Genomic DNA, 23,650 nt, shown 5'->3' with positions numbered 1-23,650 from the left:
GTGGCCAGGGCTCCTTCCCATGCGGCTCGTACTGTCCGTCGCACAGGGACATGCCCGACCGTCCGGTTCGGCCGACCGGCCAGGTGCCGAGCGCGTCCCGACACCCGCCGGAAACGGAGGTCGTCCGATGCCACTGCCCCCGGACAGCCATGTGCACAGCGAGTGGTCGTGGGACACCCCGGTCGGTGACATGGAAGGATCGTGCGCGCGGGCCGTCGAACTCGGTCTGCCGGCGATCGCCTTCACCGAACACCTGGACCACACCGCGTGGCGGGTCGCCACCGAGGGCCCGTACGTCTCGGACCACCTCACCTCGCTCGCCGACGCGAGCGGGATACTGACGCCGCCCGCTTTCGACGCCGCCGGGTACCTGGCAGCGGTGCACCGCTGCCGGGAGCGATTCCCCCAGCTGCGCATCCTCAGCGGTCTCGAGCTGGGTGAACCCCATCGCCACGCCGATCAGATCGCGCGGGTGCTGGCCACCGGCCGATTCGACCGCCTCCTCGGTTCCCTGCACACCCTGCCCGATCAGGACGGCTTCGCCGAGCCCTGGGCGATCTACCCGCACCGCGATCCCTATGAAGTGGTCCGGGCGTACCTCGCCGACGTCGCCACCATGGTCACCACCAGCGACACGTTCGACGTGCTGGCGCACATCGACTATCCGGTCCGCTCCTGGCCGACCGACGACGTGGGCCCCTTCGATCCCACCGTCGTCGAGGACGAGTTCCGCGAGGCGTTGCGGGTGACCGCGCTGTCCGGTCGGGCGCTGGAGGTGAACACCCGACTGCCGTTGCACGCGACCGTGCTCGGCTGGTGGCACCAGGAGGGCGGCGACGCGATCACCTTCGGCAGCGACGCCCACCTGCCGGCTCTCGTCGGCCACGGCTTCGGTGAGGCCGCTCAACTGGCGCAGGCGCACGGCTTCCGACCCGGCAGGAATCTCCACGGCCTCTGGGGCCGAGGGTGAACGGCATCCGGACCCCGACCGAGATCGTGCTGGTCCGGCACGCCCGGTCCGTCCCACCCACCGCCGACGGTCCGGACGACTTCACCCGCCCGCTGACCACGCGCGGGCTGCGGCAGGCGCAGGAACTGGTGACGGCCCTCAGCGAGCCGCGACCGGCGGCGGTCTGGTCCAGCCCGTACCGGCGGGCGATCCAGACGGTCCAACCGACCGCCGACGCGCTCGGCCTACCCGTCCCGTACCCGGACCGAGCTGCGCGAGTGGGACGACGGGCTCGCCTTCACCGAGCTCTGGGAGTCGCACCACGTCAGAAGCTGGACGGATCTCTTCTACGCACGCCCGGGCGGCGAGAGCCTCGATCAGCTCGGCATCCGTGCCGTCGCCGCCCTGCGGACACTCGTCCGGCGCCACCCCGGCCGGGTGGTTCTCGTCGGCAGCCACGGCACCTTCATCTGCCGCGCGTTGGCCGGCTTCGGCGTGCCGGTCGACTGGCCCGGGGCGCGACAGATGCCGATGCCCGCGGTCTACCGACTTCGGTTCACCGACCCGCACACCGGGCCCGAGATCTCCGGATGGGCCTGATCTCCTCGGCTCGCCGTCACCCGGTCGCCGACCGCCGGCACACCTTCGGGTAGGCGAAGGTCGGGCGAACGACGTTCCGGCCGCAGGTCAGGGCAGCTCGAACGGGAGGCTGATGCCGTCCAGGCTGTGCGGACACGGGCAGTCCCGCCCAACCGGAAGTGCGGCGACCGCGTCGAGCAGCAGCCCGCGCAGCCGCTCGGTGTTCTCACCGAAGACCCGGAACACCTCCTGCTGGGTCACCCCGTGACCGCTCCGCACACCGGCGTCCAGGTCGGTCACCAGGGCGATGGAGCTGTAGCAGAGGGCCAGTTCCCGGGCGAGGACCGCCTCCGGGTGGCCGGTCATGTTGATGACCGCGCCGCCGATCGCCGCGTACCACCGGGACTCGGCGCGGGTCGAGAAACGTGGCCCCTCCACCACCACCATCGTCCCGCCGTCGTGGGCGGGCACCGACCGGCCGGTGGCGGCCGCCAGCAGGGTACGCCGACCGACCGGGCAGTACGGGTCGGCGAAGGAGACGTGCACCGCGCCCTGCTCGTAGTACGTCTGCACCCGGCCGCTGCTCCGGTCGACGAGCTGGTCGGGTACCACGAACGTGCCGGGCCCGAGGTCCGGCCGCAGGCCACCGACGGCGCACGGAGCGAGTATCTGGCGTACCCCGAGCGACCGCAGCGCCCACAGGTTGGCCCGGTAGGGAATCCGGTGCGCGGGATGCCGATGATCGCGGCCGTGCCGGGGCAGGAACGCCACCCTACGGCCGCCGACCTCGGCGATCGTCACCGCGTCGGAAGGCTCACCGTGCGGTGTCCGGACGACGTGTTCGGTCGCGCCGTCGAGCAGCGCGTAGAGTCCCGAGCCGCCGATGACGGCGAGTTCCGCGGATGGGGACACGCTCACCTCCAGTTCGCTACCGGCCGGGTCACGGCCGCCTACCACGTGGTCAGCAGCAGGTGGTTGATCGTGAGGGCCACCGCGGCCTGCGCGGTGAGCCAGGTACGGCGGCCGGTGGCGGGAATCAGGGCGGCGCCGGCCATGAGCCACCCGGTGAAGGGCAACCAGATGCGTTCGACCTCGGCCTTGCTGTAGCCGGACAGGTCCGCGGCGACGATCGCCGCCGTCGCGGCGAGCGGCAGCAGCCAGCAGGCGTACCCGAGGGTGCCGTGCCGCGGTCGCGGCAGACCACTGCCCGGCCGGAGCGACGAGACCGCCCGCCATCCGGCGACCGCCGCGCGGCTGAGGATGACGGCGACCGCCGGGCCGGCGGCGACGGTGACGATCGCCAGGTTGGCCCAGACCCAGTAGCCGTACGCGCGTCGGCTGGCGATGCCCTGGTAGTAGCGCTCGACGACCAGGTGGTAGCCGGTCAGCCAGTCGAAGCCGGCGGCCGTGAACGCACCCGCCACAAGTGCCGCCCCGCCGAGCGCCCACCAGGCGGCGGGCCGGTGCCGGTGACCCAGGATCACCACGGCGACCGCGATCGGGACCATCAGCACCAGCCCGTAGGAGAGGTAGCAGCCGAAGCCGAGCAGCGCGCCGCCGCCGAGCGCGCCGAGCGCGCTGCCCCGGGTGACGCCGTACGCCAGCAGCGCGACGCCGGTGGCGGTCACCCCGGCGAACAGGCCGTCGGCGGACACGCCGGACCAGACCGCCCCCGGGAACAACGCCGCGAACGGCAGCACCGCGCGCGCCGCGTCGTCGGTGCCGAGCAACCGCACGGTGTGTGGCACGGCGACGGCGGTGAGCGCCGCCGTCAGGATGCACAGCATCCCCGCCCAGCCGCCGCCGCCCAACCCGACCCGGTCCAGCCAGACGAACACCAGCAGCGCTCCGGGCGGGTGCCCCGACACGTGGGTGGTCCAGGAATCCGGTTGGAAGTCGAGGATCCGGGTGGTGAAGGTGCCCAGCATGGCCGGGATGTCGGTGACGCCGGGCACCTCGTGCAGGTACTCGTGGCGGGTGCTCAGCCGGCCGGCGATGCCGCGTTGCCAGCCGTCTACCAGGGCGAGGGACAGCGTCCACGCCAGCGCGGTGGCGTAGGACAGGACGAGCAGCCGCCGCCACGGCAGCCGGGTCGCCAGGGCGGGTCCACGCCAGCAGACCAGCACGGCCACCGCCACCGCCAGCGGGGTACCGGGGCCGACGTGCGGTCGCCAGTGCGCGAACAGCGGCGCCGCGCTGGCGTGCACCGGACGCCCCAGCAGGTGCAGCAGGCCACCGACACCGGCGGCGGCGGCGAACAACCCGACGGCGACGCCGACGGCGACCAGGTCGGCCCGTGCGGTGGTACGCCGCAGTCGGGCGGGCAGCGGTGTGCTCATCCGCGCAGCGGTGCGTGGGCGAACTGCCGGACTCCGTCGGCGAGGCGGACCGCCGCGCGGAACCCCAGTTCGTTCTCCGCACGGGCCGGTGAGGCGACCACGTGGCGTACGTCGCCGAGCCGGAACTCGCCGGTGACCACCGGCGTGGGCCCGCCGGTGGCCCGGGCGAGTTCGGCGGCCATCTCGCCGATGCTGGCCGGCTGGCCGGAGGCGACGTTGTAGGCCCGCCAGCCGGTGCGGCTGCCGGTGGCCGTCACCGCGGCGAGGTTGGCCGCCGCCACGTCGTCGACGTGGACGAAGTCGCGTCGCTGTCGGCCGTCCTCGAACACCCGCGGGGCCCGTCCCGCCGCCAGCGCGGACCGGAAGATCGCCGCGACGCCGCTGTACGGCGTGTCGCGCGGCATGCCGGGACCGTAGACGTTGTGGTACCGCAACGCCACCACGGTGCCACCGGTCTGCCGGCACCAGGCCGCCGTGAGGTGCTCCTGCGCCACCTTCGTGGCGGCGTACCCGCTGCGCGGGTCCAGTGGCGCCTCCTCGTCGACGAGTCCCGGCTCCAGGGCGGCGCCGCAGGTGGAGCAGGCGGGCTCGAAGCGGCGGGCGGCCAGGTCGGTGGCGGCGCGTGGGGCGGGGCGCACCGCGCCGTGCCGGACGCAGGTGTAGGCGCCCTCGCCGTAGACCACCATCGAGCTGGCCAGCACGAGCCGGTGGATGCCCGCGCGGGCCATCTCGGCGAGCAGCACGGCGGTGCCGAGGTCGTTGCAGCCGACGTACTCGGGCAGGTCGTCGAGGTCCACGCCGAGCCCGACCATGGCCGCCTGGTGCACGACCACGTCGACGCCGGTCAGGGCGGCGGCGACGGCGGTCCGGTCGCGCAGGTCGGCCTGGCGCAGCGGGGCGCCGGCCACGGTGTCCGGCAGCGGTGCGCGGTGCGCGCCGGGGTGACCGGCGTCCACGACGGACACCTGATGGCCGGCCTGGTGCAGCGCGGCGACGACGTGGGTCCCGATGAAGCCGGCTCCGCCGGTGACGAGTACGTGGGTCACGGCGCCGACGCTAGAGCCAGCCGGGCGCCGGCGGTGGCCGTGACGGGCAGCCGTCAGCGTCTCGTAAGACTTCATCATCGGCTGGTAATACCTGCCCGGCTCGATGCTGGTTAGCGTCCGCGACATGACCGATGTGGTACTTCCCTGCCGGAACGAGGCACCGGCCCTGCCCGGCCTGCTGGCCCGGATACCGGCCGGCTACCGGCCGATCGTGGTGGACAACGGCTCGACCGACGACTCGGCCGAGGTGGCGCGGGCCCACGGCGCGGAGGTGATCAGCGTCGCCGAACCCGGCTACGGCGCTGCCGTGCACGCCGGGGTCGAGGCGGCCGACCCGGTCGACGGGGTGGTGTGCGTGATGGACGCCGACGGCTCCTTCGACCCGACGCAACTGCCCCGGCTGGCCGGGTGCGTACGCACCGGTCAGGCGCAGCTGGCCACCGGCCGCCGCCGCCCGGTCGGACGGGGGGTGTGGCCGCTGCACGCCCGGGCCGCCAACGCCTTCCTCGCCCACCGGCTGCGCCGCACGACCGGCCTGGACGTCCACGACATCGGCCCGATGCGGGCGGTACGCCGCGACGACCTGCTGGCGTTGGGGCTGCGCGACCGGCGGTTCGGCTACCCGTTGGAGTTGCTGATCGCGGCGGGCCGGGCCGGTTGGCGGGTGGTCGAGATCGACGTCGACTACGGTCCCCGGGCGGCCGGCACCCGCTCGAAGGTGACCGGCACCCTGCTCGGCACCGCCCGCACGGTGCGCGACATGAGTGCGGTGCTGGCCCGGTGAGCGCCGCCCAGGTTCTGGTGCTGGCCAAGGCGCCGACACCCGGACGCGTCAAGACGCGACTCTGCCCACCCTGCACCCCCGAGCAGGCGGCCCGGGTCGCCGCCGCCGCCCTGGCCGACACCCTGGACACCGTCACCACCGCCGCGGCCGGCGCCCGCATTCTCGTGATCGACGGCGACCACCCCGCCCCGCCGGGTTGGGCCACGCTCCCCCAGCGCGGCGACTCCCTCGGCGACCGCCTCGCCAACGCGTTCGCCGACGCCCGTACACCCGGCACGCCCGCCGTGCTGATCGGCATGGACACCCCGCAGCTGCTCGTCGAACACCTCGACACCGCCCGGGAGCTGCTCGCCTCGGCGGACGGCCCGGACGCGGTGCTCGGTCCGGCCGTCGACGGCGGCTGGTGGACGTTGGGGCTGCGCGACCCCGGCCACGCCACCGTGCTGCGTACCGTCGCCACCTCCACGGCGAGCACCGGCCGACGCACCGTGGTCGCGCTGCGTCGGCGCGGCCTGCGGGTACGCCTGCTGCCCTGGTTGTCCGATGTGGACACCGCTGCCGACGCGCGCGCCGTGGCCAACCTGTGCCCGCCGGACAGCCGGTTCGCCCGCGCCGTCGCCGCCGAGGTGCCGCAGCCCGCACCGGTCGCCCGGTGAACGCCGTCGCGGTCTTCGACACCGCGCTCGACCGGGCCGCCGCCGGCATCCCGGCCGCCTTCACGGCCCGGCACGCCAGCGGCGAGGTCTACCGCTTCGACCCGGCCGCCTGGTGCCGGGACACGATCGCCGGAGACGATGCGCTGATCGGCTGCTGCACCGGTCACACCCTCGATGTCGGCTGCGGCCCGGGCCGGCTCACCAGCGCCCTCAGCCACGCCGGCCGGCCGGCCCTCGGCATCGACGTCAGCGCCAGCGCGGTGCTGCTGGCCCGCCGCCGGGGCGCGGCCGCGCTGCAACGCGACGTCTTCGGCCCGGTGCCCGGTGCCGGCCGCTGGCGGCACCTGCTGCTGGCCGACGGCAACATCGGCATCGGCGGTGACCCGCTCCGGTTGCTTCGCCGGTGCCGTCAGCTGCTGGCCGTCGACGGGCGCCTCCACGTGGAGCTGGCACCGGCCGGCACGCCGGCCTGGTCCGGAACCGCGACGGTGCGGACCCCGGACGGCGCCGACCGTGTCCTGCCCTGGGCCTGCGTACCCCTCGACGACCTTCCGGAGCTGGCCGACGCCACCGGGATGCGGGTGGTCGACACCTGGACGGAGGCGGGGCGGTGGTTCGCCACCCTGGCTTCCCGATGACCGGCCGCGTGACGGTGCTACGACGCCTCGCCCGGTGGTGCCTGGCGCCGTTGCCGGCACCACCGGTGACGCTGCGGCGCGGACCGCTGCGCCCCGGGGTGTTCCGGTCCCGGCTGCGGTCGACCCGGCTGACCGGTCAGCTCGGCGTCGCCCTCGGCGTGGCGTTCGCCGTCTGCTTCGCCACCGGTCTGCTCAGCCACCTGATCCAGCACCCGCCGGGCTGGTTCTGGTGGCCGGCCCGCCCGGTCGGGCTCTACCGGTTCACGCAGGGGCTGCACGTGGCGACCGGGCTCGCCTCGATCCCGCTGCTCGGCGCCAAGCTGTGGTCGGTGTACCCCCACCTGTTCGGCTGGCCGCCGGTCCGCTCGATCGTCCACGCGGCCGAACGCGCCAGCCTCGGTCTGCTTGTCGCCGCGGCACTGTTCCTGCTGGTCAGCGGCGTGCTCAACATTTCCCGCTGGTACGCGCCGATGCCGTTCTTCTTCACCGCCGGGCACTACTGGGTGGCCTGGTTGGCGGTCGGTGGGCTGCTGGTGCACATCGGCGTGCACCTGCCGGCGGTCCGCGCCGCGCTCGCGCGCCCCACCGGCGAGCCACCGCAGGACGGGCTGAACCGGCGTTCCCTGCTCGCCGGCGTCGCCGCCGCGTCCGGGCTGATCACCCTGACCACGGTCGGGCAGACGATCCGACCGTTGACCGGTCTCGCGGTGCTCGCCCCACGCCACCCCGACGTCGGGCCGCAGGGCCTACCGGTGAACCGGACCGCGGCCGGTGCCGGGGTGCGCGCCGCGGCGCTCGACCCGGCGTACCGGCTGCGGGTCACCGGAGAGGGCCGCAGCGTCAGCCTGGACCTCGCCGCCCTCAACCGACTTCCGCAGTACACCGCGCGACTGCCGATCGCCTGCGTGGAGGGCTGGAGCGCCACCGGGACGTGGACCGGCGTCCGGTTGGGCGATCTGGTCGCGCTCGTGGGTGCCGATCCTCGACGCTCGTCGGCCTGGGTCGAGTCGTTGCAGGTGGGCGGCGCGTACCGGGCCTGCACGGTGCCACCGGAACACGTCGCAGATCCGCTGACCCTGGTCGCGCTGCGGTTGGGCGGCGAGCCCCTGCACCTCGACCACGGCTATCCGGCACGGCTGATCGCGCCCAACCGGCCCGGCGTGCTGCAGACCAAATGGCTCAGCCGGATCACCGTGGTGGGGACGGGATGAAGACCCGGACCGTGTTGGTCGTCGGCGGTGGCCTGCTCATGGCGTACGCCGTCGTCGGTGCCCTCACCGACGCCGACCTGACGCCGGGCGGGGTGCTGCTCTTCCTGGCCGCGGTGCTGGTGGTCCACGACGTCGTCTGGATGGCGGCGGTGCTGGCTGTCGGTGTCGCGCTGACCCGCGTCCCGTCCCGGTACCGTCCGACGATCCGGACGGCCGTGATCGTCGTCGCCGCGGTCACCGTGGTGGGACTCCCCCTCGCCCTGGGGTTCGGACGCGCGGCCGACAACACCTCGGTGCTGCCGCTGCCGTACGGTCGCAACCTGGTCGCCGTCCTGCTCGCCGTCGCCGGCACGACGCTGCTGGCCTGCCTGGTGCGGCGACGCGGGACGGCGGCGGACCGTAAGGAATCCGAAAGACCCGCCGACGGTCGTCCGTGACCCGTGGTCGATAGCCTGGTCAGGATGGGACACCGGGTGTTAGTGGTCGACGACGACCCGACGGTCAGTGACGTCGTACGACGATATCTGGAGCAGGCCGGCTGCGAGGTTCAACTGGCCACCGACGGCGCCGACGGCCTCGCCGCGATCGCCGCCAAACGCCCCGATCTCGTGGTCCTCGACCTCATGATGCCCGGCATCGACGGCCTCGAGGTCTGCCGCCGGATCCGGCGGCAGTTGCCCGACCTGCCGGTGGTCATGCTCACCGCGCTCGGTGAGGAGGCCGACCGGGTGCTCGGGCTCGAGGTCGGTGCCGACGACTACGTCACCAAACCCTTCTCCCCCCGCGAACTGGTGCTGCGGATCCGCTCCGTGCTGCGCCGCACCGCCGCGCACCCCACGGCGCCGACCGTCTCGGCGAAGCTGACCGACGCGACGCTGACCGTGGACAGCGCCCGCCGCGTCGCCACCCTGGGTGGCGCGCCGCTGTCGCTCACCGCCCGGGAGATCGATCTGCTGATCTTCTTCATGCGCCATCCGGGACGGGCGTGGTCGCGTACCGACCTGCTGGACAAGGTCTGGGGGTGGCAGTTCGGCGACCAGTCGACGGTCACCGTCCACGTCCGTCGGCTGCGCGAGAAGATCGAGACCGATCCGGCCGATCCGCAGCGCATCCGCACGGTCTGGGGCGTCGGATACCGCTACGACCCACTCGAGGAGGAAGCGGCCCGGTGACCGACACGCTGCTCATCGGGCTCTACGCCCTCGCCGCCGGAGGCGTCGTCGGCCTGGCCGGCGCCGCGGCGCTACGGCTGCTGCGAGGCCGGTCGATTCTCGTGCACATCCTGGTGCTGCTCGCCGTCACCGTCCTCGCCGTGGTCGCCGGAGTCGCCACCGTCGCGCAGGCGATGTTCCTGTCCGCGCACGACCTGTGGGTCGTGCTCGTCACGGTCAGCGCCTCGGCGGTGATCAGCCTCGCCGTCGGCGCCATCTTCGGCAGGCGACTCGCCGCCGCCGCGGTCTGGGCCCGGGCGGCCCGGGAACGCGAGCGGCGGCTGGAGGCCGGCCGTCGCGAACTCGTGGCGTGGGTGTCGCACGACCTGCGGACCCCGCTGGCCGGACTGCGGGCCATGGCCGAGGCCCTCGAGGACGGCATCATCCACGACCCGGCCGTCGTCGACGAGTACCACCGGCGCATCCGAATGGAGACCGACCGGATGGCCCAGCTCGTCGACGACCTGTTCGAGCTGTCCCGGATCAACGCCGGTGCGCTGCGGCTCATGCCCACCACCGTGCCGTTGGGTGACGTGGTGTCCGACGCGATCGCCGGCGTCGCGCCGCTGGCCGCCCGCCGCCGGATCCACCTGGTGGCCGCCGACAGCGGCTGGCCCGACGTCCGGGCCGGCGAGCGTGAACTCGCCCGGATCGTCAGCAACCTGCTGATCAACTCCGTCCGTTACACACCGGAGGACGGCAGCGTGCACATCGCCGCCGGCCACGAGAGCGACAACGTGTGGCTGGCCGTCTCCGACACCTGCGGCGGCATCCCCGGCGAGGACCTGGACCGGGTCTTCGACGTCGCGTTCCGAGGTGAACGGGCCCGCACCCCCGCGGCGGCGGACTCAGGTGGTGGCGGCGGACTCGGCCTGGCCATCGTGCGCGGTCTCGTCGAGGCGCACGGCGGCCGGGTCAACGTCGCCAACACCGACCGAGGCTGCCGGTTCGAGGTACGCCTGCCCGCCACCTGACGGTCTGCCCTGGCGCCACGTCTCGGCGAGCAGGGCGTAGGTGTAGCCGTCCACCCAGCCCAGCTCGGCGTGCCAGGAGTCGCCGACACCGTGCTGCTCACGACGCATGCCGATCTTCTCGAGAAGCCGCACGGAGGGCAGGTTGTCCGCGAAACAGCCGGCGGTGATCCGGCGTACGCCCAGCCGGTCGAACGCGTACGCCACCATCGCGGTGACCGCCTCGGTCGCGTAGCCCCGCCCACCGTGAGCCGGGTCGAAGATGTAGCCGAGCTGGGCCTCGGTCCGTGCCGGCATGCCGGGTTGCCCCATGCCGTCGACCACGTCGAGCGAGACGGACCCGATCACCACGCCGCCCAGGGTCACCGCGACGCTGTGGTCGTCGGGGTCCTGCGCCGCGCGCCGCCAGGCCGCCCGGAAGGACGCCGGGTCGACCTCGGTGCGCAGCAGCCAGCGGGTGACCTCCGGCAGGTTGCGGTACTCCAGCATGCGGTCGACGTCCTCGTCCCGCACTGGACGAAGCTCGAGACGTTCGGTGCGAAGGTGCGTGCTGCCCACGAGGTGGCAGGATAGCCGCCGGTCACGGCCGCTGACGCAGCGCGCGCAGCACGCCGTGTCGGCGCAGGGCCCAGGCGAGGCGCCGGACGCTCGAATGCCGCACGAACAGCACCGCCGCCCGGCGGATCAGGCCGAGCCGCTTGTCGCTGAACTGGTTGTCGATCGCCTGCCAGATCAGCTCGCGTACCGGGGCGCTGTCCAGCACCGCCCGCACCTCGCGCCGCACCACGGGATCCTCGGCCGCCGAAGCGATGGCCGCCGCCTGATCCGGTCGGTCGACGATCGGCCGCACCGCCGCGACAAGCGGCCGGCGTACGTCGTCCTGCTCCAGCAGCAGCAACACGGCCGCCCGGATCTCGACCGTGTCGAGACCGGATCGCAGCAGCCTCAACAGGCTGCGTTCCACCTCGCGGTCGTGATCCGGGACGGACAGCGTGGCCAGCAGCACCGACACCTCGTCGAGGTCGATGAGGTGTCGCAACCCGCCCCGGAACTCCGGCATACCCCACGCAACCTGGAGACCCTTGGCGAGATTGCGGTTCATGCGCCCTCCGCTACCCGGGTGCGGCGGTCAGCGAAACCTGCGGTCTGTCAGGTCCGACGCGGCCGGGTGCCCGGGATCGGTGCGTCGGTGCTGTCGAGCTGACGACGCAGCCGGTTCCCGCTGGTACGCGGCCACGGCGTCCCGCCGGACGGCGCGAATGGTTCAGTCGGTGCCGTCGACGGGCAGGCGGTCCGGTAGCCCGAGCCGTGGGAACTGGTCGTCGTGGAACGTGACGATCTCGGCGATCGCCCCGCCGGTGACCCGCAGCACGTCGATGGTCAGCGGCAGGTACGCGCCCTCCCGCTTGCGCAGGTGGTAGAAGGCGACGGCGGGCTGCCGGTTGACCCGGGTCTCGACGGCACGCAGGCCCGTCATGCCCACGAAGCCGCTGCTGACCCAGTCCTCGACCACCACGTCGCGGCCGACGTGCAGGCCCGGGGTGGGCGGCATCGAGCAGCGCACGTCCTCACGCAGCAGCGTGGCGAGACCGTCGATGTCGGTGGCCACGCTGGCCTCGGTGTAGCGGCGCACCAGATCCCGCGTCCCGGCGTCCTCCCCGCCGCCGGTCCAGTCCTGCCGCTCGGCCGGCAGATGCTCCCGCATGCCCGCGCGGGCCCGCTGCAGCGCGCTGTTCACCGAGTTGACCGAGTCGCCGAGCAGCTCCGCGACGTCCTTCGCCGGCCAGCCGAGCACGTCCCGCAGAATCAGCACGGCCCGTGGGCGCGGCGCCAGGTGCTGGACCGCGACCAGGTACGCCAACTCGATCGTCTCCCGGGCGACGGCGACCACCTCCGGCTCGTCCTCGACGCCGGCGGCCAGCTCGTCGAGCAGCCGGTCCGGATAGGGCTGCAACCACCGCACCTCGCCGCCGGACGCCGGCTCCGGGCGGCACCTGGCGAGCAGATCCAGGCAGGCGTTGGTGGCGATCCGGTACAGCCAGGCCCGGAACGTGGATCGACCGGCGAAGGTCTCCCGCCGCCGCCAGGCGCGCAGGAACGTCTCCTGCACGGTGTCCTCGGCATCCTCGAACGACCCGAGCATCCGGTAGCAGTGCACGTGCAGTTCCCGCCGGTGCCGTTGCGCCAACCCCGAGAACGCCGGCTCGTCGATGTCCCCCAGGCCACCCACACCCAGCTCCTTCGGCCGCGTGTCCGCGTTCATCACGTCATCCTCACGTCGTCGTGTCCCGTCGTAGGTATGACGGCTACGAGCGCGACAACTCATCACCCCGGGTCGGTCCGCGGGTCGCACTACCCGCGGTCCCCGGTTGGGATGGGCTTGACGCGCCAACTCTCATGAAGCATCGTCGATTGACACTCTCGAATGCCTTGACCACGGGGAGCACTGATGAAGGCCTTCGTCACCACCACTGTCGTCGCCGTCCTGCTGCTCCTGACCCCCGGCAGCGCGCCCGCTGACCAGCCGGCAGCCGACCCGTCCTGCACCGGCCAGATCCACCCGAACCCGGGGTTCGAGCGTGGCACCGACGGTTGGGAGGCCGGCCCCCGCATCGTCGTGCTCGGCGACCCGACCCGACCCGCGCGCACCGGCCGGGCGTACGCCACCTTCGCCGGGTTGGACGTGACCCGTTCCGACCTGCTGCGCACCACCGTCACGGTGCCGGCCAACTGCGACCTGACGGTCCGCTTCTGGGTCCGGACCACCACCACCGAGACCAGCCGCGGCGACTACCTGAACGTCGGGCTGGCGGCCACCGGGATTCCCCCGAAGACCCGGTTCTCGCTGGCCTTCGACGGCGGACCGGAGTGGCGGCAGTACACCATGTCGACCGGGATCGCGGCGACCGAGCGCACCGCCACGGTCAGCTTCCTCGCCAGCGAGTCGGCCGGCAACGGCGTCACGACCTTCGACGTCGACAACGTCACCTTCCGGTTGAGCTGACCCGGGGCGTACGACGGTTGAGCCTCGACCGGCACGGTCAGGCCGTCGAGGTCCAACCGGCACCACCGAGGGCCAGGCGGTAGGTACGCACGCGGTCGCCGTCCGGGGTAGGGCGCGCCTGGCCCGCCTCCCAGCCCAGACGCTCGTAGAACCCGGTCGCGCCCAGCGGTCCGGTAGAGGTCTGCGCCTCGACCCACCGCGCGCCGCTGCTACCGACCAGCTCGACGAACCGCGCGGCCAGCAGCATCCCGACGCCGCTCTTGCGCCAGTCCGGTCGCACCGCCAGCGCGGTCATGACCGCCACCTGTGGCGCCGACACCGACTCGGTTCGCTCCCGGGTGCGCACGGTCGCCCGACGCGACACCCGACGGGCCCACGGCCGGAACCGGGTCCGCACGACCCGCAGGGCGACCCGGGGCCGGACAACCAGCGCGAACAGGCCGGCGAGGGCGAGGGACGCAATGGCACGCCGGTCCTTCGCCACCTCGGTGGTGTACCCGGCATGATCGGCGGTGCCCAGCACGAACCCGACAATCTCGTCCTGGGGCGCAGCGGCGTCGATGACGACCACGCCCACCCCGTACCGCGAGGTCAGGAACGTGCGGTGCCAACGACGCACGAAGCGGGCACCGAGCGACGGAAACAGCCCGATCGGAAGCAACTCGACATGGGCGCGGGACGTCGCCGGAAGATCCTCGCGTTCCGCCGGCCGCAGCACGAGCCGGTCCGCGGCGTGCTCCGGGGTCGACGGCGCGACGATACTCCACCGGAGATCGTCGATGATGCCTCGCGGGATGCGCATGACCTCAGCCTCCCTTCGGCAGCGTCTACCCGCCCAGGGCGACCGGACACAGGGTGACCGTGGACAACCGGTCCCGTTGGCTGAACGCAGATCAACAGTGTCCGCGACAGACGGCCGGGTATCCGGAACCGAAGGCGTCGCCGAGGCCGGGAGAGCCTCTGGCGCCGCGCGGCAGGAGTGGCCGGGCCCGAGCGGCGACCAGCCCGCTGCGAGGCCGGATCTCGACGAGATGGGGGAAATCATGAGGCGGAGCAGCCCGCCGATGGCGCCCAGCAACGAGGCCACCGAAGAGCAGCTGGACGTGGCTCGCACTCAGGGCAACGCCTACCACCGGGCCATGCGGGCCATGGCCGAGGAGGAAGGGGCGCACACCGCCCAGGTCGGGGACTACCTCATCGGATTCGTCAACGAGGAAGCCGAAGGCATGTATGCCCTCGACGACGACCAACTCGTCTGGCGTGAGGCCGCCGAGGACGCGAACGTCCACCTCGAGGTCGCCGTGGCCGACGCCGCCGACGGACGATTCGTCCCCGGCCTGGCCGTGCACCTGCGACTCAGCCGCGACGGCGCCCCGATCCTCGCCGCCGACCTGCCATTTCTGTGGCATCCGTTCCTGCATCACTACGGCACCAATGCGAGCGTCCCCGACGAAGGCCCCTACCGGGTCACCATCCGCGTCGCGGCTGCCGGTTTCATGCGCCACGACCCGGTCAACGGCCGCCGCTACGAGCGGCCGGTGGAGGTCCACTTCGACAACGTCTCCCTGGCCAACGGGCGCAAGCCCAGTCCGGATGCCCGGCCCCGAGGGCCCGCCGCGCCGACCGCGTCCGGCGCCTGACGAGCGGGCCAGGGTGTACGGGCAGCAGGTGACTCGTCCTGCTGCCCGTACCTAACCGGGCAACGTTCCACCGTCACGGCACAGCGGACCGTCAGCGGGTACCGCCGACCGCGACAGGCCGGCTCAGGTGCGCACCGACGACCTTCAGCACCTATTCGGTGATCACTGGCCAGGCATAGGCCAGCAGGGCGAACGCCGCTCCGAGCAGGGCGAGCGAGACACCCCGGGTGGAGATGGGCAGCGCGGCCAGCACGAGCAGGATGACCGCGACGACATAGAGGAATGCCTGTACCGACATGGTGTGTTCCTTCGGGCGTGGGATGATGGGCGGATCGCTCTCTACCCCCGGCGTCCGGGCCGCCAAACCCTGTGCCCACTCCGGCATCGTGCGCCGAGCGATTGACGCAGGCTCATGCCACAGTGGGAGGTGGGTCTCCCGCCCGAGCCGGATGCGTCCCGCCGGGTTTCCGGCGAGCATGTTGGCATGTCACGTACTCTTCGGACACTGAAGATGGTGGCCACCAGCGTCGCGCTGGTGGCCACCATCGCCGTCGTACCCGCATCCGCCACCGCGCAGCCGGGTACCGCAGCGCGGCCGACCGCTGGCGGACCGGATCGCGCCGCGTTGCGCGCCGCCCTCGCCGCAGTACCCGAAGCCGGCGCCCCGGGCGTGCTGGTCGCCGTGCGCGACGGCCGGCGCGACTGGCGTGACGCCGCCGGTCAGGCCTTCCTGACCAGGCCGCAACCCATGCGGCCGCAGATGCGGCACCGGATCGGCAGCATCACCAAGACGTTCGTCGCCACCACCGTGCTCCAGCTCGTCGACGAGGGCCGGTTGGGGCTGGACGACCCGGTCGGGCGGTGGCTGCCCGACATCGTGCCGGACGAGCTCGGCTCCGAGGTCACCGTCCGGATGCTGCTCAACCACACGAGCGGCATCGGCAACTACACCAACGCCATGATCAGCTCGTACGCGGCGATCAACCAGATGCGGGTCACCACGTACGCTCCGGCCGACCTGGTGGCCATCGGCCTGGCCCTGCCGCCGACGAACGCTCCCGGTGCCCGGTTCAGCTACTCGAACACCAACTACGTCCTGGCCGGACTGCTGATCGAGACGATCACCGGCAACGACGCGGCGGCCGAGGTCCAGCGGCGCATCCTGCGACCGCTGAGGCTCACCGACACGTTCTTTCCGGGCACCGACGCGCGGATCCGTGGCGCACACAGTGGCGCCTACTTCGCCCCGTTCGGCGTGCGTGATCTCAGCGAGTTCAACATGAGCTGGGCGTGGACGGCCGGCGAGATGATCGCCACCACGGCGGACCTGAACACCTTCTTCCGGGCGCTGCTCGGCGGCGACCTGCTCAGCCCGGCCGCTCTCGACGAGATGCTCACCGCCGTGCCGATGCTGCCCGAACAGCCCGCCGCCGGCAGCTACGGTCTCGGCATCTACTCGCTGCCGACCCCGTGCGGGGAGTTCTGGGGCCACGACGGCGCGGTCATCGGTCACCTGACGATCTCACTGCACAGCCGCGACGGCGCCCGTCAGGTGTCGTCCGGGATCAACATCAGCCACCACCAGATCGGCCTGCCCGATCCGCACCCGATCGACATCGCCTGGAACACGTTGCTGGGCACCGCGATCTGCCCGGCCGACGAGGCGGGCAGCCGTTCGGCGGTGACCGTTGCGCCGTTGCCGAGCGTGACCCGGTTGCCGGGCAACAACGACGCGCCGGTGGCGGCGCCCTGAGCCGAGTCCGCTCCTCGGTGATCCCCTGACGGATCGAGCTGCCGTCAGGGGATCACGCCGTCACACCGCCGGCACGGCCCGGTGCGGACGGTGGCGGCAGGGGATGGGAGAACCACGACGGTCACATCCGGGGCGTTGCCGGTGTCTTTGGGGGTGGAACCGTCCGCGAAGGGAGTCAGACATGGCAGCAGGAACCAGGGTGGTGGTGGTCGGCGGCGGATTCGCCGGCGTGATGGCCGCCAATCGGCTGACGCAACGCGACGACGTCTCGGTGACCATGGTGAATCCACGGCCGGACTTCGTCATCCGGCTCCGGCTGCACCACGTGGTCGCCGGCGTCCACGACGCGGTCACGCCGTACCGACAGGTGCTGGCCGAGGATGTTCGGCTCGTCCGGGACACCGTCACGGCAGTCGACGCGGCTCAGCGCAGGGTGACGCTGCTGGGCGGCGGCACCCTCGGCTACGACCACCTCGTCTACGCGGCGGGCAGCGCGAGTGCCGAACCACGTGTTCCCGGCGCGGCCGAGTTCGCCTATCCGATGGCCACGCTCGAGGCGGCGCGGCGGCTGCGCGCGATCCTCGACGACCAGCCTCCGGCGACACCGGTGACTGTCGTCGGCGCCGGGCCGACCGGCATCGAAACCGCCGCCGAACTGGCCGAGCGGGGCCACCGGGTCACTCTGGTCTGCGGGGACGTGCTGGGCGCGTACCTGCATCCGGCGGCACGACGCGCCGCCGCCCGGTCGCTGGGTGGGATCGGCGTGGACGTACTGGCCGGTCCCGGTGGCACGGTCACCGAGGTCACGCGGGACGCGGTGCGGCTCGACGACGGTCGGACGCTGCCGAGCGCGATCACCATCTGGACCGCGGGTTTCGGGGTGCCGGATCTGGCCACGCGCAGCGGTTTGCGGACCGACGCCATCGGACGCCTGATCACCGACGAGACGCTGACCAGCGTCGACGACGAGCGCATCGTCGCGGCCGGGGACTCGGCCGCGCCGTCCGGCGTGCCGTACCGGATGAGCGCGTACACGGCCAGTTGCCTCGGCGCGCACGCCGCGGACACGGTGCTGCGGCGCATCGCGGGCACCGCTCCCGAGCCGGCGAGCGTCTTCTTCGGTGCGATGTGTGTCGGCCTGGGCTCGCATGCCGGCATCTACCAACTCGCCGGCCGGGACGACACCGCGAACAGGATGTTCGTCGGCGGCCGCCTCGGCGCCAGACTCAAGGCCCTGACCTACCGGTTCGCCGTCGGTCACCTCACGAACGAGGCTCGCAAGCCCGGATCGCACCGGTGGCTCGGCAACAACAAGCGTCGGCAGCTTCTCCAGGCACAGGCGGCCACGGTAGGGGCTGCCGCTGACCGCCGGGCGTAGCGCGACGCGGTCCGCCCGGTCGCACTAGGGGCGGCCGGGCAGCGCGATCTCGAAGTGGACCGTCTGGTAGGTGTCGTCGCAGCCGGCACGCGGGTCGTAAATCGGCGTGGCGAGCCTCCGCCAGAACGGTTCGGCGCCGTCGACGCGTGGATCCGTGTGCAGATAGAGCGCACGGTAGCGGGGCTGCCGGGCGACGAAGTCGACGGCGAGGCCGACGAGTGCCCGGGCGAGACCGCAGCGTCGGTGTTCCGGGCGCACGTAGACCCGGAACAGCTGCGCCGTGGTGTCGTCCGGGTAGCGCTGGGCGAGGAAGCCAGGGTGCGGTGGGCTCTTGGGCCCGCCGGCGCGTACCGCGGTGGTGCCGACCACCTCGTCGCCCTTGGTGGCGACGAACAGGGCGTGCCGCTCCGGCGCGAGGTAGGTGCCGGCCAGGTCGATGACGTCCCGGTGCCAGTCGGGCCGGTAGCCGTGGCCGAAGTCGCGGTAGAAGGTGTCGAGCATGACGCCGCGGGCACCGTCGAGGTGCCGGCGGTCGGCCGGCTGGACCTCGTACGGGCCGACGTTGTGCGGGTACTGCGGCATGGTTTCTCCGGTCATGGGTTGGACGGTGTCGGGGCGGTCGCCGGGCCGGTGTACAGCAGCGCGCGGGTCAGCGGGTGGTCTGCGTGGTGCAGCAGGGCGTCGGCCGGCCCGCTGTCGACGACAACTCCGTCGTCGAGAACGACGACGTGGTCGGCGAGGTGAGCCACGACGTCGCGATCGTGACTGATCACGACGACGGCCAGCCGGAGGTCGCGTCGCAGCTCGTCGAGGAGGGTGAGGATGCCGTGCCGGGTGACGCGGTCGAGCCCGGCGGTCGTCTCGTCGCAGATGAGCACGCGGGGTTCGCTGGCCAGAGCGCGGGCGAGCGCCGCGCGGTGCAGTTCGCCGCCGGAGAGCCGGTCGGGACGCCGGGTCGCGGTGTGTTCGGCCAGACCCACCCGGTCGAGCAGGTGCCGGGCGGTGTGGTGCGCCCGGTCCGGCGTGGCGTCGCGCAGGCGTCGCGCGGGCCTGCCGATCTGGTCCACGACCGACCGGTAGGGGTCGAAGCTGGCCCGGGCGTCCTGGAAGACGTACTGGATGGCGCCGAGTTCGTGCGGCTGGCGTCGGTCGAGGTGCGCGGCGAGGCGCTGCCCGGCGAGGGACACCTGTCCGGTGTGGGCCGGGTGCAGGCCGGCGATGCACCTGGCGAGGGTGGTCTTGCCGCTGCCGGACCGGCCGACCACCGCCAGGCAGCGTCCGGCGGCCACGGCCAGGTTGACGTCGCGGAGCACCTCGTGTCGCCGACCGCCGTCGCGATGGGCGGCGCTCAGGTCGGTGACGCGGAGCAGCGGCCGATCCGGTCGGACCGTCGCCGGTGGCCGGGCCGGTGGCGTGGCGAGCAACTGCCGGGTGTGCCGGTGGCGAGGTACGGCGAGCACCTCGGCGGCCGGGCCGGATTCGACGGCGGCACCTCGGTGCAGCACGAGGATCTGGTCGGCCACGGCCCTGACGAGGTGCAGGTCGTGGCTGAGCAGGATGACGGCGATGCCGGCGCGGGCGAGTTTCGTCAGTTCTCCGGCGACGGCCTCGCGGGTGAGCGCGTCCTGTCCGGTGGTGGGTTCGTCGGCGATGAGCAGGACCGCGTGGGCCAGCAGGGCGTGGGCGATGACGAGGCGCTGCTGCTGTCCGCCGGAGATCTGGTGGGGAAACCGGCGCAGGAACCGGCGGTCGGTCGGCAGGCTGACGCGTTCGAGGGTGGTCGCCACCGTACGTCCGCGGGTACTGCGGCTGGCGCCGGGCGCCTGGTGCCGGGCGACCTCGTGGAGCACGGCGCCGATGCGGCGTACCGGGTGGAGGGCGGCACCGGGTTGCTGGGGTACGTAGCCGACGGTGCCGGGTTCCGGCGGGCTGGCGGTGGTGACCGGCCGACCGGCCAGGGTGATGGTGCCGGTGTGGGTGACGCCGGGGGTCGCCTCGCCGAGCAGGGCGCGGGCGGTGGTGGTCTTGCCGCTGCCGGATGCGCCGATGACGGCGAGGATCTCGCCGGCTCGCAGGCTGAAGGAGACGCCGTCGACAAGCGTCCGGCCGGCGGTCGTGGCCGCCAGCTCCCGCACCTGGAGGAGAGCGTCGTGGACGTGGTCGCCGGTCGTGGCCGGCGCGGGCGGTGGTGCCGGGCTGGGGACGGCAGGGGTGTGCAGCATCCGGTCGGTGACCAGGTTGAAACCGACGGCCAGGCAGACGATGAGCGCGGCCGGCACGGCGACGGACCAGGGTTGCAGGAACAGGCCGGTGCGGTTGCGGTCCACCATGACGGCCCAGTCCGCGGCGTCGGGTGCCACGCCGATGCCCAGGAAGCTGGCGGTGGCCACCAGGTAGATGGCGCCGATGAACCGGACTCCGACGTCGGCGAGCAGGACCCGGCGGATGCCGGTGCCGACGTAGCCGGGTCCGCGCCGCCACCAGGTCTCGCGGTAGAGGCGCATCGCCTCCATGGCCGGCCCGTGGGCCAGTGGCAGCGCGGCGGCCCGGGTGATCCGGGTGATCTCCGGCAGCCCGATCAGCGCGACGATCCCGACAAGGGTGAGCGGGCCGGGCGGCGCGGTGGCGGCGAGCAGGATCAGCAGCAACAGCGACGGCACCGCCAGCGCCAGGTCCAGGGGGCGCATCAGCAGCTCGTCGACCCACCGGCGGCGGGTGGCGGCGGCCAGCAGGCCGGCCGGCACGCCGAGTAGGTACGCCAGCAGCGTCGCGCTGACGGCGACCACGACGACGGACCGGCCGCCGAGCAGGACCTGCCGCGCCACGTCGCGGCCGACGAAGTCGGTGCCCAGCAGCCCGTCGTCGGCGAACGGGAACGCGCGCTCACCCGGCTCGCCGGCCAGCCACGGGCCGGCCACGGCCAGCGCGAGCGGCACCGCCAGCAGCGCCGCTCCGGTCAGGGTGCGCAGCCGCCTCACCGCACGACCCCGGTCCGGGGTGCGAGGCGGAACGCCACCAGGTCGGCGACCAGGTTCACCATTACGGTGGTGACGGCCACGAGGACGCACAGCGCCTGCACGGTGGGGATGTCGCGGGTGGACACGGCGTCGACGAGAGCGGTGCCGAGTCCGGGGATGACGAACACCGCCTCGACGACGATGACGCCGCCGAGCAGCCAGTCGGTGGTCCGGGCGAGCTGCTGCACCACCGGTGCCAGCGCGCCGGGTAGCGCGTGACGCAGCCAGAGCCGGCCGCCGGTGATGCCGAGCCGTCGGGCGTGGCGCACGTGCTCGCCGCGCAGGGCGTCGAGCAGGCCGGCGCGGGTGAGGCGGCTGATCGTGCAGATCGGCCGGGCGAGCAGCACCAGCAGCGGCAACACGAGCACGGCCGGCCGGGCGAGCAGGTCGGCGCCGAACGCGGTGGGTGGTAGCCAGCCGAGTTGGACGCCGAAGACGGCGATCAGCACGATCGCCAGGGCGAACTCGGGTACCGCGTACAGCGCGACCGACACCGCGGACACGGTCCGGTCCAGTCGCCCGCCTTCCCTACGGGCGGCCAGCATGCCCAGCGCGACGGCGAGCGGTACCAGCACCAGCAGGGTCACCGCCGCCAGCAGCAGAGTGGCGGCCGCGCTGTCGGCGAGCCGTTCGACGATCGGCCGCTGCGAGACAAGCGAGACGCCGAGGTCGCCGCGGAGCAGGTCGGTCAGCCAGTCGAGGTAGCGCTGCCAGGCCGGCTGGTCGAGGTCCAGTTGCGCCCGGATCGCGGCGATGCGGGCCGGGTCCGGGTGGTCGCCGGCGATCACCACGGCGGCGTCACCGGGCAGCGCCTCGGTGAGCACGAACACGATCGTGGTGATCCCGGCGACCTGCCCGAGGCCGAGCAGCAGCCGCCCGGCGGCGTAGCGGGGCAGACTCACCCCAGCCAGACCCTGTCGAAGCGGGCCCAGTCGAGGGTGTTGGCCGGGGCGTCGGCGGACACCCCACCGACGCGGGGCGCGGTGGCGACGAGGAAGTCCGCGAAGCCCCAGATCAGGAAGCCGCCCTCGACGTGCAGGGTGCGCTGCATGTCGCCGTACGCCTGCCGGCGGGTCGCTTCGTAGGCGCTGGAGACGGCCTCGGCGTAGCGGGCGTCGAACTCGGGTCGGGCCCACCGGGTGGCGTTGGTGGTGGAATTGGTCAGCAGCCGCTGGGAGATGTGCGTTTCGATGGGCATGGCACCGGAGCGGTACGAGGCCAGCACACCGGAGTTGAGGATGTCCTTCCAGTAGGTGTCCTTGTTGCCCAGCACGGGTTCGATGACGAGGCCGACCTGCTTGGCCTGGTCGGCGAAGACGCTCGCGGCCTCGACGAAACCACTGGCCACGGCCGCGGTGTCGAGCGGGATGCGCAGGCCCCTGGCGCCGGCCTTGTCGATGAGGAACCGGGCCCGGTCGAGGTCGCGGGTGCGCTGGGGGATGTCGTCGGCGTAGTACTGGTAGCCCTTGCCGTAAAGGTCGTTGCCGACCTGACCGGAACCGGCGAGGACGGTGTCGACCAGCTGTTGGCGGTCGGTGAGCAGGAACATGGCTTCGCGCAGGTCGCGGTTGTCGAACGGCGGCCGGTCGACCTTCATGGCGAGCGACTGCATGGTGCTGTTCGGCATCCGGGTGACGACCATCCGGCCACCATCGGCGTGGGTACGGGCGGTGGTGGGGGTGATGTCGTGCGCGTAGTCCACCTGGCCGGCGAGCAGGGCGTTGACCCGTGCCGACTCCTCGTTGCTGATCAGGTACTCCAGCTCGTCGAGGTGCGCGGCGCCCTCCCAGTAGCTGTCGTACCGCTTGAGCAGCAGCGACCGGCCGGGCTGCCAGGAGTCGAAGGTGAAGGGTCCGGAGCCGACGGGCCGCTCGAAGCTGTCGGTCCCCTCCGGGACGATGTACGCGCCGAACGCGGCCAGCGCGTTGGGGAACTCGGCGAACGGCCGCTTGAGGACCAGTTCCAGGGTGCGGTCGTCGACGGCGCGGCTGTTGGGCAGGTCGAGCAGGTCGAGGCTGGCCTTGGCGCGGAACGCCCGCTTCGGGTCGGTGATCCGGGCATAGCTGTAGAGCACGTCGGCGGCGCGGACCGGCCTGCCGTCGTGGAACGTGGCCTGCCGCAGGGTGATCCGCCAGCGGGTGAGGTCACTGCTGGGCTCCCAGCGTTCGGCGAGGCGGGGTTGGATGGAGACGTCCGGGCCGTAGTCGGCGAGCTTGTCGAACATCGCCTTGGCGCGCGACGCCTCGTTGAACAGGTTCGCCAGGTGCGGGTCCAGCGTCTCGTTGACACCGCCGCCGGCGAACGCCGCCCGCAACCGACCGCCACGCCGGGGCTGTCCGGCCGAGGTGTCGGCCGGGTCCCCGCTCGGGCCGCAGCCGGTCAGCAGGGCGGCGGAGACGGCGGCGGCACCGCCGAGCAGGCCACGGCGCGACACGCGCGGCACGGCGACTGACTGGTGGATCATCATAGGTTTC

At 72.9% G+C, this 23,650-nt stretch carries 24 protein-coding genes and 2 pseudogenes; 14 read left to right on the top strand and 12 right to left on the bottom strand.

Annotation, left to right across the window (positions count from 1 at the left end; all coding sequences use genetic code 11):
- Positions 1-127 precede the first annotated feature (127 nt).
- From V5O40_RS03270 to V5O40_RS03265, 3 genes and pseudogenes are all read left to right on the top strand, one after another.
- Complete coding sequence (locus V5O40_RS03270; protein ID WP_332904068.1) at positions 128-970, top strand: PHP domain-containing protein; 843 nt, start codon at positions 128-130, stop codon at positions 968-970.
- Positions 967-1,194 (top strand): annotated as a pseudogene (locus V5O40_RS27885) (SixA phosphatase family protein); the annotation flags it as partial. The gene V5O40_RS03270 and the pseudogene V5O40_RS27885, both read left to right, overlap by 4 nt.
- Before the next feature lie 25 nt (positions 1,195-1,219).
- On the top strand, positions 1,220-1,549 hold the full coding sequence (locus V5O40_RS03265) for a histidine phosphatase family protein (RefSeq protein ID WP_408631821.1): 330 nt from the start codon (positions 1,220-1,222) through the stop codon (positions 1,547-1,549).
- 87 nt (positions 1,550-1,636) lie between these two features.
- Here V5O40_RS03265 and V5O40_RS03260 read toward each other — a convergent pair whose 3' ends face one another.
- From V5O40_RS03260 to V5O40_RS03250, 3 genes are read right to left on the bottom strand one after another with little or no spacing between them, the layout of a single operon-like run.
- Positions 1,637-2,440, bottom strand: coding sequence for an S-methyl-5'-thioadenosine phosphorylase (locus tag V5O40_RS03260; protein WP_332904098.1), 804 nt, complete (start codon positions 2,438-2,440; stop codon positions 1,637-1,639).
- 38 nt (positions 2,441-2,478) lie between these two features.
- Positions 2,479-3,867: a hypothetical protein gene (locus V5O40_RS03255; RefSeq protein WP_332904067.1), complete on the bottom strand. Its 1,389-nt coding sequence runs from the start codon at positions 3,865-3,867 to the stop codon at positions 2,479-2,481.
- Positions 3,864-4,913: an NAD-dependent epimerase/dehydratase family protein gene (locus V5O40_RS03250; protein ID WP_332904066.1), complete on the bottom strand. Its 1,050-nt coding sequence runs from the start codon at positions 4,911-4,913 to the stop codon at positions 3,864-3,866. The genes V5O40_RS03255 and V5O40_RS03250 overlap by 4 nt, the downstream gene beginning before the upstream one ends.
- A 124-nt stretch (positions 4,914-5,037) precedes the next feature.
- Between V5O40_RS03250 and V5O40_RS03245 the strand changes: the two genes are divergently transcribed.
- The 7 genes from V5O40_RS03245 to V5O40_RS03215 are packed head-to-tail and all read left to right on the top strand — an operon-like array spanning position 5,038 to position 10,387.
- A complete protein-coding gene (locus V5O40_RS03245; RefSeq protein WP_332904065.1) occupies positions 5,038-5,697 on the top strand; it encodes a glycosyltransferase family 2 protein in 660 nt (219 codons plus the stop codon).
- Entirely contained in the window at positions 5,694-6,353 is a 660-nt protein-coding gene (locus V5O40_RS03240) for a TIGR04282 family arsenosugar biosynthesis glycosyltransferase (protein WP_332904064.1), read from the top strand. Before V5O40_RS03245 ends, V5O40_RS03240 begins: the two co-directional genes overlap by 4 nt.
- A complete protein-coding gene (locus V5O40_RS03235) occupies positions 6,350-6,991 on the top strand; it encodes a class I SAM-dependent methyltransferase (RefSeq protein WP_332904063.1) in 642 nt (213 codons plus the stop codon). The genes V5O40_RS03240 and V5O40_RS03235 overlap by 4 nt, the downstream gene beginning before the upstream one ends.
- On the top strand, positions 6,988-8,202 hold the full coding sequence (locus V5O40_RS03230) for a molybdopterin-dependent oxidoreductase (RefSeq protein ID WP_332904062.1): 1,215 nt from the start codon (positions 6,988-6,990) through the stop codon (positions 8,200-8,202). The genes V5O40_RS03235 and V5O40_RS03230 overlap by 4 nt, the downstream gene beginning before the upstream one ends.
- Positions 8,199-8,639, top strand: a complete 441-nt coding sequence (locus V5O40_RS03225) for a hypothetical protein (RefSeq protein WP_332904061.1) — start codon at positions 8,199-8,201, stop codon at positions 8,637-8,639. The genes V5O40_RS03230 and V5O40_RS03225 overlap by 4 nt, the downstream gene beginning before the upstream one ends.
- 24 nt (positions 8,640-8,663) lie before the next feature.
- Positions 8,664-9,374 (top strand): response regulator transcription factor, encoded by a 711-nt coding sequence (locus V5O40_RS03220; RefSeq protein WP_332904060.1) that lies wholly within the window; start codon positions 8,664-8,666, stop codon positions 9,372-9,374.
- Positions 9,371-10,387: a sensor histidine kinase gene (locus tag V5O40_RS03215; RefSeq protein WP_332904059.1), complete on the top strand. Its 1,017-nt coding sequence runs from the start codon at positions 9,371-9,373 to the stop codon at positions 10,385-10,387. Before V5O40_RS03220 ends, V5O40_RS03215 begins: the two co-directional genes overlap by 4 nt.
- Positions 10,388-10,399: 12 nt before the next feature.
- Here V5O40_RS03215 and V5O40_RS03210 read toward each other — a convergent pair.
- From V5O40_RS03210 to V5O40_RS03200, 3 genes and pseudogenes are all read right to left on the bottom strand, one after another.
- A pseudogene (locus V5O40_RS03210) lies at positions 10,400-10,942 on the bottom strand (GNAT family N-acetyltransferase); the annotation flags it as partial.
- Between the two features lie 22 nt (positions 10,943-10,964).
- The gene (locus V5O40_RS03205) at positions 10,965-11,486 is read right to left on the bottom strand and encodes a hypothetical protein (protein ID WP_332904058.1); all 522 of its coding nucleotides are present in this window, start codon (positions 11,484-11,486) and stop codon (positions 10,965-10,967) included.
- Positions 11,487-11,648: 162 nt separating this feature from the next.
- Positions 11,649-12,650 carry an RNA polymerase subunit sigma-70 gene (locus V5O40_RS03200; protein ID WP_408631819.1) on the bottom strand — a complete coding sequence of 334 codons (1,002 nt, stop codon included), beginning with the start codon at positions 12,648-12,650 and terminating at the stop codon, positions 11,649-11,651.
- A gap of 183 nt (positions 12,651-12,833) precedes the next feature.
- On the opposite strand from V5O40_RS03200, the gene V5O40_RS03195 reads away from it, so the two are divergent.
- Complete coding sequence (locus V5O40_RS03195; protein ID WP_332904056.1) at positions 12,834-13,388, top strand: hypothetical protein; 555 nt, start codon at positions 12,834-12,836, stop codon at positions 13,386-13,388.
- Between the two features lie 37 nt (positions 13,389-13,425).
- Here the strand turns inward: V5O40_RS03195 and V5O40_RS03190 are convergent, their stop codons facing one another.
- Positions 13,426-14,190, bottom strand: a complete 765-nt coding sequence (locus V5O40_RS03190; protein ID WP_332904055.1) for a GNAT family N-acetyltransferase — start codon at positions 14,188-14,190, stop codon at positions 13,426-13,428.
- Between the two features lie 262 nt (positions 14,191-14,452).
- On the opposite strand from V5O40_RS03190, the gene V5O40_RS03185 reads away from it, so the two are divergent.
- A complete protein-coding gene (locus V5O40_RS03185; RefSeq protein ID WP_332904054.1) occupies positions 14,453-15,028 on the top strand; it encodes an iron transporter in 576 nt (191 codons plus the stop codon).
- A gap of 151 nt (positions 15,029-15,179) precedes the next feature.
- On the opposite strand, the gene V5O40_RS03180 is transcribed toward V5O40_RS03185, so the two are convergent.
- A complete protein-coding gene (locus tag V5O40_RS03180) occupies positions 15,180-15,326 on the bottom strand; it encodes a hypothetical protein (protein WP_166458961.1) in 147 nt (48 codons plus the stop codon).
- A gap of 216 nt (positions 15,327-15,542) precedes the next feature.
- Between V5O40_RS03180 and V5O40_RS03175 the strand changes: the two genes are divergently transcribed.
- Together V5O40_RS03175 and V5O40_RS03170 are read left to right on the top strand one after the other, a co-directional pair.
- Complete coding sequence (locus tag V5O40_RS03175) at positions 15,543-16,781, top strand: serine hydrolase domain-containing protein (protein WP_332904097.1); 1,239 nt, start codon at positions 15,543-15,545, stop codon at positions 16,779-16,781.
- A gap of 181 nt (positions 16,782-16,962) precedes the next feature.
- The gene (locus tag V5O40_RS03170) at positions 16,963-18,159 is read left to right on the top strand and encodes an NAD(P)/FAD-dependent oxidoreductase (RefSeq protein WP_332904053.1); all 1,197 of its coding nucleotides are present in this window, start codon (positions 16,963-16,965) and stop codon (positions 18,157-18,159) included.
- A gap of 24 nt (positions 18,160-18,183) precedes the next feature.
- Here the strand turns inward: V5O40_RS03170 and V5O40_RS03165 are convergent, their stop codons facing one another.
- From V5O40_RS03165 to V5O40_RS03150, 4 genes are read right to left on the bottom strand one after another with little or no spacing between them, the layout of a single operon-like run.
- On the bottom strand, positions 18,184-18,756 hold the full coding sequence (locus V5O40_RS03165) for a GNAT family N-acetyltransferase (RefSeq protein WP_332904052.1): 573 nt from the start codon (positions 18,754-18,756) through the stop codon (positions 18,184-18,186).
- Positions 18,753-21,137, bottom strand: coding sequence for an ABC transporter ATP-binding protein/permease (locus tag V5O40_RS03160; RefSeq protein ID WP_332904051.1), 2,385 nt, complete (start codon positions 21,135-21,137; stop codon positions 18,753-18,755). The genes V5O40_RS03165 and V5O40_RS03160 overlap by 4 nt, the downstream gene beginning before the upstream one ends.
- Entirely contained in the window at positions 21,134-22,078 is a 945-nt protein-coding gene (locus V5O40_RS03155; RefSeq protein WP_332904050.1) for an ABC transporter permease, read from the bottom strand. Before V5O40_RS03155 ends, V5O40_RS03160 begins: the two co-directional genes overlap by 4 nt.
- The gene (locus tag V5O40_RS03150) at positions 22,075-23,640 is read right to left on the bottom strand and encodes an ABC transporter substrate-binding protein (RefSeq protein ID WP_332904049.1); all 1,566 of its coding nucleotides are present in this window, start codon (positions 23,638-23,640) and stop codon (positions 22,075-22,077) included. The genes V5O40_RS03155 and V5O40_RS03150 overlap by 4 nt, the downstream gene beginning before the upstream one ends.
- Between the last annotated feature and the right edge of the window lie 10 nt (positions 23,641-23,650).

The organism is Micromonospora palythoicola (assembly GCF_036689795.1).
Lineage (GTDB): Bacteria > Actinomycetota > Actinomycetes > Mycobacteriales > Micromonosporaceae > Micromonospora > Micromonospora palythoicola.
The sequence above is the reverse complement of the archived record's forward strand: the minus strand, read 5'-3'. Positions and strand labels throughout refer to the sequence as shown.

What these genes read in the sequence shown, in the direction of transcription:
- V5O40_RS03225 (WP_332904061.1), top strand. Translation starts at nt 8,199, where the DNA reads ATGAAGACCCGGACCGTGTTGGTCGTCGGCGGTGGCCTGCTCATGGCG.
- V5O40_RS03185 (WP_332904054.1), top strand. Translation starts at nt 14,453, where the DNA reads ATGGCGCCCAGCAACGAGGCCACCGAAGAGCAGCTGGACGTGGCTCGC.
- V5O40_RS03245 (WP_332904065.1), top strand. Translation starts at nt 5,038, where the DNA reads ATGACCGATGTGGTACTTCCCTGCCGGAACGAGGCACCGGCCCTGCCC.
- V5O40_RS03170 (WP_332904053.1), top strand. Translation starts at nt 16,963, where the DNA reads ATGGCAGCAGGAACCAGGGTGGTGGTGGTCGGCGGCGGATTCGCCGGC.
- V5O40_RS03230 (WP_332904062.1), top strand. Translation starts at nt 6,988, where the DNA reads ATGACCGGCCGCGTGACGGTGCTACGACGCCTCGCCCGGTGGTGCCTG.
- V5O40_RS03190 (WP_332904055.1), bottom strand. Translation starts at nt 14,190, where the DNA reads ATGCGCATCCCGCGAGGCATCATCGACGATCTCCGGTGGAGTATCGTC.
- V5O40_RS03255 (WP_332904067.1), bottom strand. Translation starts at nt 3,867, where the DNA reads ATGAGCACACCGCTGCCCGCCCGACTGCGGCGTACCACCGCACGGGCC.
- V5O40_RS03270 (WP_332904068.1), top strand. Translation starts at nt 128, where the DNA reads ATGCCACTGCCCCCGGACAGCCATGTGCACAGCGAGTGGTCGTGGGAC.
- V5O40_RS03220 (WP_332904060.1), top strand. Translation starts at nt 8,664, where the DNA reads ATGGGACACCGGGTGTTAGTGGTCGACGACGACCCGACGGTCAGTGAC.
- V5O40_RS03205 (WP_332904058.1), bottom strand. Translation starts at nt 11,486, where the DNA reads ATGAACCGCAATCTCGCCAAGGGTCTCCAGGTTGCGTGGGGTATGCCG.
- V5O40_RS03180 (WP_166458961.1), bottom strand. Translation starts at nt 15,326, where the DNA reads ATGTCGGTACAGGCATTCCTCTATGTCGTCGCGGTCATCCTGCTCGTG.
- V5O40_RS03150 (WP_332904049.1), bottom strand. Translation starts at nt 23,640, where the DNA reads ATGATCCACCAGTCAGTCGCCGTGCCGCGCGTGTCGCGCCGTGGCCTG.
- V5O40_RS03195 (WP_332904056.1), top strand. Translation starts at nt 12,834, where the DNA reads ATGAAGGCCTTCGTCACCACCACTGTCGTCGCCGTCCTGCTGCTCCTG.
- V5O40_RS03165 (WP_332904052.1), bottom strand. Translation starts at nt 18,756, where the DNA reads ATGACCGGAGAAACCATGCCGCAGTACCCGCACAACGTCGGCCCGTAC.